The following is a 10,644-nucleotide window of genomic DNA, read 5'->3' as shown; positions in this document are numbered from 1 at the left end:
TGTCAAGGCACTCCCGCCCCGGACGCCCACCGCCAACGCCTGGATGCTCTAGAGGCGCCCCGCGTTGGCCCAGTCAATCATCCGCTCCGCAAGCTCCTCCGCGTTGCGGCGCAGGTAGGCAAGCTGCAACACCTCGTCGTCCGTGGTCGCCTGCGCCATCCGGACCCGCAGGCCGTCCGCGAAGCGCACCACCTGCCCGATGCTCAGCGCACCCCGGTCCTCCAGCATCCCCGCGAAGCGCGCCACGTCCGCTTCCACCGCGAAGCCCTCCGCCAGCAGGGACTCCACCAGCGCCGGCCGCGCCACCCGGTGCTCGTGGTCGCGCGGGTCCTGGAGCTGTCGCCGCCAGGGCTGCGCCTCCCACCGCTCACGGGCCGAGTCCCCTTCAGTCTCCCATTCCCCCTCGACCGGGTTCGACCGCAAGTCCTGCGCCCGCTGCGACTCAATGGCTCGGATCATCAGTGCCCCCTCTCCACTACGGGGTCCGTCTACTGGCATGACCGACATCGGGCCTCCGTTCCGCGATCCGTTCTCGCGGGCTGGGGGACTCAACAAGGAAAACGCTTGAGCCCCGATTTGTTGATGGCCCTGGAGGGGTGAGGGAAGCGCCAGTCGTGGACACACCATCCGCTGGGAAAAAGCCTCTCGGGGGCTTGGATTCCGAGGGGTTGGGCGGGGGCTGTCCGGTTGTTCCAGGGTCATCCCCTACTCTTGTCGGGACCGGCATTTCCTGGATCGCTGGGGCACACTGCCATTAGGGGAAGGCCGGTTGTTTAGGGTGGGACAGAGGCCTGCCCCGAGGGCCGATGGGCCGGGTGGGCGAACTCCAGCATGGTGCGGAGTCCCGGTCTTCAGGGACAGGGTCGTCGCGCCCATGTCCCTGGAACCGTCACAGGCCTTCCGGGGGGATTGCCATGCTGAACCTGCTCGACCTGCCTCGTCAGGCGTTGATGGACCTGCGCTCGCGTATCAGCCACCTGCCGATCGTCTCCCACCTCCAACGTCGGCACGCGCCGGACAGCCTCACGCTGTCGAGCCCGACGCCGCAGGACTCGGTGCTGGCGGATTCGCAGCGGGTGGAGGCCTGGCGCCGCGCGGTGGAGCGCTATGTGCGCCCGAACCACGTGGTGGTGGACGTGAAGGCCGGCACGGGCCTGCGCACCTTCCTGGCCGCGCACCAGCGCCCGCGCCGGCAGTACGCGGTGGACGATTCGCGCCTGCTGGACACCGCGCAGTGGGTGGCGCGCCGCAACGGGCTGGAGCACATCGACTTCGTGCGGGAGTCCACCTGGCACTTCAAACCCCAGGAGAAGGTGGACGTGCTGCTGCATGACCTGCTGGGAGATGCGCTGTTCGACGCGGGGCTGGTGCCCCGGATGTTGGATTTGCGCTCACGCCTGCTCAAGCCCGGGGGCCGCATCCTCCCCAACCGCTTCGAGGTCTTCGTGGAGCCGGTGCAGCTTCGCGACGAGGCGTGCATGCCCTTCATCTGGACGCAGCAACTGCCCCACGTGGACTTCCGCTGCCTCCAGTCGCTGCGCGAGGCGATGAGCCCGTCGTACTTCACGCGGCTGGTGCGCCCGTATGAGGTGGACCACCTCCTGTGTGAGCCGGAGGCCGCGTTCAGCTTCGACCTGGAGACGATGCGCGAGGCGGGCCTGCCCTCGCGCGTGCACATCCGTCGGCCGGTGGAGGAGGACGGCCGGGTGGATGGCTTCTGCCTGTTCTACAAGGTGGCCTTCGACTCCGAGCTGGACTTCTCCGTGTCCCCGATGCGCGAGCGCAACGCCACGGCGATGACGCTGCTGCGCGTGGAACCGCGTGAGTTCAACCGCTACGAGACGCTGGACTTCGAGCTGGCGCTGCCCAACCCGTCCGATCCACGCACCTGGCGGTGGCAGTTCAACTGACGGCAGTGCGGGGCGTTGGAGTGATGGCCGGTGGACAGGCGTCCTGCCTCCGGGTGTCGTCCGGGGTGGGACTGCCTAGCTTGCAGTACGCATGCGACCGTCCCGCCTCCTCGTCCTGCTTCTCGTCTTCAGTGCCGCGCTGCCCGCGGCGGCCCAGGCTCCTCGCACGGTGGCGGGGGTGTGTGGTCGCACCAACTGGGTCTGCGTGTCGGAGTGCATCGACGCGGAGTGCGTCGACAAGTGCATGCGGGAGGGCTGTGAGGATTCGCTCAAGCGGCTGAAGTCCTGCACCAGCAAGGCGGCCTGCGCGCCGGACGACACGCAGTGCGCGGCGAAGTCGTGCGGACTGACGTGTGAGCGGGCCTTCGAACCCGCGCCGAAGAGCCCCGAGAAGCCGGTGGAGGATCCGTGCGAGGGGCCGAAGGCGCTCCAGGGCACGGCCGTGCCGGCGGAGTTGGTGGGCACGTGGGTGCTGTCCGCGGCGAGCCTCCCGGATGTCGAACAGGGGAACGCGGACCGCATCGAGGTGCAGCCGCGTTCGGACTACGCGCGGTCGCTGCGGCTGACGCCGACGGGGTGCTTCGTGCTGCGCACCAAGCTGGATGACGCGACGCTCGGCCGGGGCAGCACGCTGGAGGTAAGGGCGTGGGGCAAGGTGGAGCTGTCGGGCAAGGACAAGCTCGCGCTGCGCACGCAGGACGGACAGGCGCTGGGCCCGGTGTGCGGCAAGGAGCGCGTGGTGCCGCTGTCGAAGGGGAAGTTCAAGGGCGGGGACTACACGTACGCCATCGAGGAGAAGGACTCGCTCATCCTGACGGTGCCGGGCGCCACGCGGCAGACCTTCCAGTTCGAGCGTGAGAAGCCCCAGGCCCCGGAGCCGCAGCCCAAGCCGTGACGGTGTCGGGCGTTGGCTCTTGCTCCGGCGGGCGCGGGCGGGAGAGAAGGACGCCATGGCAGGCCGCGAGCGGATGGGGAGCATGGACGCGGCGTGGCTCCAGATGGAGGAGCCCGCGAACCTGATGATGATCACCGCGGTGCTGTGGTTCGACGGTCCCATGGACCGCGAGCGGCTGCGCACGGTGGTCCGCGAACGCCTGGTGGAGCGCTATCCGCGCTTCCGTCAGCGCGTGGTGCCGGGAGCGCTGGGTTCTCCGCACTGGGAGGACGCGACGGACTTCGACCTGGACGCGCACCTGTCCACGCTGCGCGTGCCGGCGACGGGAGGACGCGCTGCGCTGGAGGCGGTGGTCGGCGACTGGCTGGGCGTGCCGCTGGAGCGCTCCCGACCGCTGTGGCACCTGCACCTGGTGAAGGGCGCGGCGCGCGGGGACGTGCTGCTGGCGCGGCTGCACCACTGCATGGCGGACGGCATCGCGCTCGCGCGGGTGCTGCTGACGCTCACGGATCCGGTGCGGGAGGGCACGGGGACTGGGGATGCGGTTCGTGAGGAGGCTGTGCCCACCGTGGAGGGACGCGCGGCGCCGACGCGTGACGACGCGGGCACTCCGGTGGAGCCGGACTCCGACGGTTCGCTTCATGGGTCACGCGAGGAACGCTTGTCGGCCCCGGGGTGGATGCGACTGGCCCGTGGCGCGCGGGCCGCGTTCCGCAAGGGCGTGGAGCTGGTGCAGGAGCCCATCCTCGCGGGCGACCTCGTGCTCGAGGGTGCGCGGGGCGCGGCGGCGCTGGGGAAGCTGCTCGTGATGCCTCCCGATCCGCGCTCTCCCCTGCGTGGACCCCTGGGCGCACGGAAGCTCGCCGCGTGGTCGGAGCCGGTGGCCCTGGCGCGCGTGAAGGCCGTGGGGCAGACGCTCGGTGGCACCGTGAACGACGTGTTGCTCACGGCGGTGACGGGCGCGCTGCGGCGCTACCTCGCGTCGCGGGAAGCTCCGTTGGAGGACATGCACGCGCTGGTGCCGGTGAACCTGCGGCCCCTGGATGAACCCGTGCCGAGGGAGCTGGGCAATCGCTTCGGCGTGGTGTTCCTGCGGCTGCCCGTGCACCTGGAAGACCCTCGCCGCCGGCTTCGCGAGGTGTCGAAGCGGATGGAGGCCCTCAAGCGCTCGCCCGAAGCCGTGGTGACGTCGGGCGCGCTGGAGCTGCTGGGGCGCACGCCGGCCGCGCTGGAGCGCGTCGTCGTGGATGTGATGGGGACCAAGGCGTCCCTCGTCGCCACCAACGTGCCCGGACCGCGCCAGCCGGTGTCCCTGGCGGGCGCGCGACTCGACGGGCTCACGTTCTGGGTGCCCCAGGCCGGCCACGTGGGCCTGGGGGTGAGTCTCTTCAGCTACGCCGGACAGGTGACCCTGGGCGTGGCGTCGGATGCGTCGCGGGTGCCGGACCCGGGGGCCCTCGTCGCCGCGTTCCTGGAGGAACTGGAAGCGCTGGCGACGGTGGCTCCCTGAGCGCTACTTCGTGTTCGCGAAGAGGCCGTGCGGGTCGAACTTGCGACGGACCTCCGCGAGCTTCGTGCGCGTGTCCGCGGACCAGCAGCTCTCGTAGTGTTCGGCCGAACGGGGCTTGCCCATGAAGTTGATGGTCATCTCCGGCGACAGCCAGGACTTCAGGTCCGCGCGCATCGCTTCCTCGGCGGCGGGCATCGCCGTCTGGAACAGCGGCGGAATCGCTCCCACGACGCCCACCACGAAGTTGGCGCCGCGACCGCCGACGGCCGAACCGCCCGCGACGTCGCGCGAGGCCGCGGCCCCCAGGTGGCGCACCTCCACCATCAGGAACGGCGACTGCACGCCCGCGCCGACGTGGCGCAGCAGCGCGGACGCGAAGTCCTGATCCACGTGCGTCAGCATCACGCCGGCGGTCCAGGTGGGCATGGGGTCCGTGGGGTCGCTGTGGATGCGGGCGATCTGCGAGGCGGGCAGGTCCCCCAGCATGTCCATGTACACGGGAGCCGCCGCGCGCAGGGGCGCCGCGAGCCGGGCACCCTCTTCGCTGCTGCCCGGGAACGCGAAGCGCACGGTGAGCAGCGTGCGGCCCCGGAGCGGAGGCGGGATGAAGTCGAACGGCGGGAAGCGCATGACGGCGGCGCTCGTGGAGACGCGCGCGTCGGCGCCCTCGGTCCACTTGACCCAGGCGCGCAGCCCCGCGTCGATGTGCTCCTCGGCGAAGAAGAGCGCGCCGCCGTAGAGCATGGCCAGGTCCACGAGGCGCAGCCGCACCTCGGTGACGATGCCGAAGCCGCCCTTGCCACCGCGCAGCGCCCAGAACAGGTCGGGGTTGTGCTCCGCGCTCGCCTCCACGCGCTCGCCTTCACCCGTGATGACCGTGAACCCGCTGACGTAGTCGGAGCTGATGCCGTGGCTGCGCACGAGCGGGCCAATGCCGCCGCCCAGCACGTAGCCCACCACGCCGACGTTCGTGGACGAACCCGCGATGGGCGAAAGCCCGTGCTTCGCGGCCTCCTCCACCACGACGTCCCAGCGCGCGCCCGCGCCGACGGTCGCCGTGCGCGACGCGACGTCGATGCTCACCTGGTTCATCCGCCGCGTGGAGATGAAGACGCCAGAGGTGACGGGCACATAGGACCCGTGACCCGCGCCCTGCACCGTCACGCGCAGCTTGTTCTCGTGGGCGAAGCGCACCGCCTCCGCGACGTCCGAAGCGGACTGCGCGGCGACCACGTACTCCGGCGTGTGGACGATGGTGACGTTGAAGCCGGCGACCTCCGGCGCGTAGCCGGCATCCTGCGAATTGAAGACAGGGCAGCTCACACGGCTTGCGAGTGTCTGGGACATGGGATGTTGCTCCTTCTGTCGTTCAGCCGGTGTGCGGCTGGAGAGGGTTCGATTCAGGTCTCGTCGGGGGCGAGCGGGGCGGCAGCATAGTGCCAGGGCCCGGCCCGTGGGTATTTCCCGGACATGCGGGGTGCACCGGTTGCTTCCCTGTGTGCCCTTGTTGGCAGGTCACGAATCCATGACCGCTCAGGCTCCCTCGCCGTGAAGAACCGCGGTGATGGAATCGCGTGTCATGGGCGGACGAGGAGCCGGTGGGCAGGCATCAGAGCAGGGCGTGCTCTTCCAGCTTGTTGTAGAGCGTGCGCCGGCTGATGCCGAGCAGCCGTGCCGCCAGCGTGCGGTTGTCGCCCGTGCGCTTCAGCGCATCCACCAGCGCGTCCTTCTCCACGTCCTTGCGCCGGGACTCCAGCGTGCCGGTGTCGGAGGAGGGCAGGGGCGCGGCCGCGAGCGGCGGCGCGAGGCCGGGCTGGCGGGACAGCTCGCGCGCGACGTCCGTGCCCGTGAGGTGGGGCCCGTCGGAGAGCACCACCAGCCGCTCCATGAAGTTCTGCAACTGGCGCACGTTGCCGGGCCATGGCTGGGATTGGAGCACCGCGAGTCCATCCGCGCTCAGCGTGAACGGAGGCCGGCCGTTCGCCTTCGCGTGCACGTCCAGGAAGTGGCGGGCCAGCGGTTCGATGTCCTCGGGGCGCTCGCGCAAGGAAGGCAGCCAGAGGGGCACCACGTTGAGGCGGTAGAAGAGGTCCTCGCGGAAGGTGCCCCGGCGCACCAGATCCTCGAGCGGCTGGTGCGTGGCCGCGACGAAGCGGACATCCACCTTCACGGTCTGCGTGCCGCCCAGCCGTTCGAACTCGCGCTCCTGGATGACGCGCAGCAGCTTCACCTGCACGGCCTGGGACACGTCGCCAATCTCGTCGAGGAACAGCGTGCCGCCGTGCGCCAGCTCCACGCGGCCGGGCTTGCGCGTCGCCGCGCCGGTGAAGGCGCCCTTCTCGTAGCCGAACAGCTCGCTCTCCAGCAGCGTGTCCGGCAGCGCCGCGCAGTGCAGCTTCACGAAGGGTCCCGCGCGCCGGGGGCTGCCGTCGTGCACCGCTCGCGCGGCCAGCTCCTTGCCCGTGCCGGATTCGCCGCGCAGGAGCACCGTGGCCGTGCCCACCGCGGCGCGGGCCAGCAGGGACTGCACGTCCGCCAGGGCTCGGCTCGCGCCCACGAAGAGTCCGTCGGGTGCCTTGCCGGGTCCGCGCGTCGGCTCTGGCTCCTTCTGTGCGCGCAGCAGTGCCTTGTGGAGCGAGAAGAGGAGCTCCTCCCGGTCGAAGGGCTTGAGCACGAAGTCCGCCGCGCCCGCCTTCATCGCCTCCACCGCCAGGGGCACCGTGCCGTGCGCGGTCATCAGGAGCACGGGCACGTCCGGCCAGCCGCGTCCCACCTCCGCGAGCAACTCCAGGCCGCTCATGCCCGGCATGCGCACGTCGCTCAACACCACGTCGATGGGCCTGCGCGCGAGCAGGGCCAGGGCGTCGCGCGCGTTGGACGCGGGGTGCGGGGTGAGGCCCGCCTGGGTGAGGAGCGCGCCCAGCACCTTGAGCAGGGCCGGGTCGTCGTCCACCAGCAACACATGGCCCTTCAGTGGCTCGCTCACGCGGCTTCTCCCTTGGACTGTTGGGACGGCAGGGCGGGGGACTTGGGCAGGCGCAGGCGCAGGATGGTGCCACGGCCTTCGCCGCTCGTCAGGGACGCCGTGCCGCCGTGGGCTTCCGCCACGCGCCGCACGAAGGCGAGCCCCAGGCCGCTGCCCGTCGCCTTCGTGGTGAAGAAGTCGTCGAAGGCGCGCTCGCGCGTGCGGGCGTCCATGCCACTGCCGGTGTCCTCCACGCTCACCACCACCGCGCTGGCGTCCTCGAAGGTGCGCACGGTGAGGGTGCCTCCCGTGGGCATCGCTTCGAAGGCATTGCGCACCAGGTTCTCCAGCGCGTTGGCGAGCAGGTCCTCGTCGCCTTCGCAGGCGGGCTGGCCCGGCGCGAGCACCTTTGTCAGCACCACGTCGCCGGGATTCGCGAAGGCCTGGAGCGACAGCACACCGTCCACCAGCCGGTTCAGGTCCAGCGGTCGGCGCAGCGGCTCCACGCGCGCCAGGCGCTGGTAGGTGCCCGCCACCCGGTCCAGGCGCTCCACCTGCTCCAGCAGCAGGTCCAGGAACTCGCCGTGCGCTTCCCACGAGTGGCCCCGCGCGTGCTCTTCCTTGAGGTACTGCGCGGCGCCCTTGAGCGCGGCGATGGGGTTGCGCAGGTCGTGGGACATCTGCGCGGAGAAGCGCCCCAGCGTGGCCAGTTGTTCCATCCGTTCGCGCCGGGTGACGAAGCCGGTGACGACGCGCCGGGCCGCCGCGAGCAGCGAGAAGGTGATGGCGGTGGTGCCCACGACGAGCGCGCCGGACTCCGCGGCGAACACTCGGAAGAGCGCGAGGTACGCGAGGACGCCCACCAGCGCGAGGACGACGGCGTGCACCGCCGCGCTCGTGGCCCTCGCGTCCTGGCCGAAGAGTTGGAAGCGCAGCGACGCGGTGGCCATCACCGGCAAGCCCAGCAGCGTGCCCAGGTTGCCCAGCTTCAGCACGGGCAGGCCCATGTCCGCCGCCAGGTCCGTGAGCAGCATCGCGACCAGCAGCGCGAGGCCCAGGAGCACCAGCCCCGCGCGGGCCCGTTCGTCCGGCAGTCCTGAACGGCGCAGGTGCCGCGCGAGCAGCACGAAGCCCGTGGTGAGGATGGGCAGCACGAGCAGGCTCACCGCGATGCCGAAAGGGACGGTGTTGATCCGCTGTGCCAGCGAGGGCACGCCGATGGCGACGAGCATGGTGAACGCGAGCGCGCTCATCACGCCATAGGTGCCATACATGGCCCAGGCGGAGCGGCGCCTGCGGCCCACGAACGCGAGGATGAAGTGCACCGCGCACGGCAGCGTCATCAGCGCCGCGGCGAAGCCCACCAGCCGCCAGCCCGTGTCGCCCGAGCGCGCCTGTCCGAACGCGGAGAAGTTCCAGGTGGACAGCGCGATGGACAGCAGCGACAGCGGCAGCGCGAGGGGACTCCGGCCCACGCGGGCCAGCGCGATGCCGGCGAGCGCGAGCTGCCCCGCGCACGCCAACAGGCTGACCCACATGGCGCCTGTCATCGTGCGCTCCCGGGCTCGAAGCCCTGAGCCCGCGTAAGCAGGCGGAGCGTGAGACATCGTGCGCGAGCCTGCAGGCGGATACCCATCGCGCCCATCATCGTGCGCTCCCGGGTGGGAACCTCAGAGCATGCCCAGCCGGCGGGCGTTGGCAGGATCCACCGCCGCAGCCTCCCAGCGTCGCACCGCGACCTCTCGCTCCGCGTCGGGTGCGTCCGCGTAGAAGCCAAGCGTGTCGTGCAGGGCCCGACTCAGCTCCTCGATGGAGGCCAGTCGTACGTCCAGCTCACGGTGGCGCAGCGCGGCCACCAGCCAGTCCGCGCGGCGGCGGCTGCGGTTCTCCGCCCACCAGGACGTCCACTGGCGCGGTTGCAGGCCCAGCGTGGCGCGCGTGACTTCTCGCAGTGCTTCGGCGGCGGCCTGCGCGCACATCGCGTCGTCGCTGCCGGTGAGGTTGATGAGGCCTTCGATGGCGTCGCGGTCGTGCAGCGTGCCCAGGGCCCGGGCCGCCAGCGAGCGGCGCAGCGCGTCCCGGCTGGTGAGCTCCTGGCGCAGGTCGCGCAAGGACGCATCCAGACGCGGCAGGTGCTTGAGCGCTGCGGCGGCCACGCGCGCGGCGCTGGAGATGTCCGGCTCCATGTCGAAGAGGCCGCGCAGCACCCCGTCCACCAGCTCCGCGTAGGGCAGGTTGCCCGCGGTGAGCAGCGCCAGGTAGCGCGCGTCCGCGTCGTTCGAATCCAGCAGCGGCGCCAGCGCGACGGCCGCGGGACGGCCCAGGCGCGACAGCGCGGCGGGGATGGGCCCCAGCTCGTCCGCTTCCGGCAGCTCCACCACCGGCAGGCGGCTCCAGGCCGTGGGCCCGGGGAAGTGCTGCGCGAGCACACGGGCGCTGGCCTCGGGCGAGCGCGCAAGCTCCGCCATCGCGCTGGAGCGCTGCGCGGCGTCCGGACCGGTGAGCCGGCGCAACAGGGGCGTGAAGTCCGGGGGCGGCCGTTCCTCGGGAGACAGCACGCGCGGCGGCATGGCGGCGGCGCGGCCCAGGTTGCCCACGCCACCCCGACCGAAGAACGGGCTCCAGCCGAGGCCCGCGACCACGGCGGGCGCGGGCGCGGGCAGGGACGCGGCCGGGAAGCCGGGCACGTCCACGTCGATGGTGATGTCCTCTTCCGGCGCGCGCAGTTCGGACACGCGCTGCTTGCGGAAGAGGATGAGCTCCTGGAAGGCGGCCGGCAGGTCCTGGCAGAACAGGATGTAGTCGCTCAGCCGGCGCTGGCTCATCGGCTTCTGGCCGCAGTCTCCGTAGAGGATGGCCACCAGCCGGCCCTTCACCTCCACCGGGTACAGGAAGACGGTGCGCGGCGCCTGCCGGCCGAACAGCTCCAGGTAGTGCCGCGTGAGCGCGTCCGGAGGCAGCGGGCCCGCGTAGCTGCCCCGCGTGACGGCCACGGTGCGGAAGACGCTGCTCGCATCCAACGGGATGGACACCTGCGACAGGGCGCTCGCGTCCAGGCCTTCACCCCGAGCGTCCCAACCACCCGCGGCGCCTCGCACCACCGCGAAGGCGGCCACGTAGTCGAACGTGCGGCGGCCGAAGCGCAGCGCCACGTCCACCAACCGGTCCCGGTCCCGCGTCGCCTCGCGCAGCGCGGAGCGCGCCTGGGGCAGCGTCCAGTCCGGCACGGGCGCACCCGGTGCGCTCGAAGCGCCCGCCACCGGGGCCGGGCCTTCTTGCGGGCTGCGCGGACGGTTGGCGCCCGGATTCGATGCCGGGTTGCTGAAGATGATGAACGACGGCTCACCCCGGGGCGGCGCCGGTG

Annotated in this window: 7 protein-coding genes and 1 pseudogene; 3 read left to right on the top strand and 5 right to left on the bottom strand. The window is 71.6% G+C overall.

The features are described 5' to 3' along the window. Positions 1-48 precede the first annotated feature (48 nt). Positions 49-459: a hypothetical protein gene (locus tag D7V88_RS33545; RefSeq protein WP_244238528.1), complete on the bottom strand. Its 411-nt coding sequence runs from the start codon at positions 457-459 to the stop codon at positions 49-51. Positions 460-914: 455 nt separating this feature from the next. Between D7V88_RS33545 and D7V88_RS33540 the strand changes: the two genes are divergently transcribed. The 3 genes from D7V88_RS33540 (at position 915) to D7V88_RS33530 (ending at position 4,315) form a co-directional block, all read left to right on the top strand. Next, positions 915-1,910 carry a class I SAM-dependent methyltransferase gene (locus D7V88_RS33540; protein WP_120544692.1) on the top strand — a complete coding sequence of 332 codons (996 nt, stop codon included), beginning with the start codon at positions 915-917 and terminating at the stop codon, positions 1,908-1,910. A 91-nt stretch (positions 1,911-2,001) separates the two neighbouring features. Beyond that, a complete protein-coding gene (locus D7V88_RS33535) occupies positions 2,002-2,805 on the top strand; it encodes a hypothetical protein (RefSeq protein WP_120544691.1) in 804 nt (267 codons plus the stop codon). 55 nt (positions 2,806-2,860) lie between these two features. Then, positions 2,861-4,315: a WS/DGAT/MGAT family O-acyltransferase gene (locus D7V88_RS33530; protein WP_120544690.1), complete on the top strand. Its 1,455-nt coding sequence runs from the start codon at positions 2,861-2,863 to the stop codon at positions 4,313-4,315. A 3-nt stretch (positions 4,316-4,318) separates the two neighbouring features. Here the strand turns inward: D7V88_RS33530 and D7V88_RS33525 are convergent, their stop codons facing one another. The 4 genes and pseudogenes from D7V88_RS33525 to D7V88_RS33510 all read right to left on the bottom strand — a co-directional run. Then, the gene (locus D7V88_RS33525; protein ID WP_120544689.1) at positions 4,319-5,662 is read right to left on the bottom strand and encodes an FAD-binding oxidoreductase; all 1,344 of its coding nucleotides are present in this window, start codon (positions 5,660-5,662) and stop codon (positions 4,319-4,321) included. A 262-nt stretch (positions 5,663-5,924) separates the two neighbouring features. After that, positions 5,925-7,301, bottom strand: coding sequence for a sigma-54-dependent transcriptional regulator (locus D7V88_RS33520; protein ID WP_208726628.1), 1,377 nt, complete (start codon positions 7,299-7,301; stop codon positions 5,925-5,927). Beyond that, complete coding sequence (locus tag D7V88_RS33515) at positions 7,298-8,830, bottom strand: sensor histidine kinase (RefSeq protein WP_120544688.1); 1,533 nt, start codon at positions 8,828-8,830, stop codon at positions 7,298-7,300. The genes D7V88_RS33520 and D7V88_RS33515 overlap by 4 nt, the downstream gene beginning before the upstream one ends. Before the next feature lie 120 nt (positions 8,831-8,950). Beyond that, positions 8,951-10,644 (bottom strand): annotated as a pseudogene (locus D7V88_RS33510) (GspE/PulE/PilB domain-containing protein); the annotation flags it as partial.

The sequence above is a fragment of the Corallococcus terminator genome (genome assembly GCF_003611635.1).
GTDB lineage: Bacteria > Myxococcota > Myxococcia > Myxococcales > Myxococcaceae > Corallococcus > Corallococcus terminator.
This window is presented reverse-complemented; position numbering and strand designations above follow the sequence as displayed.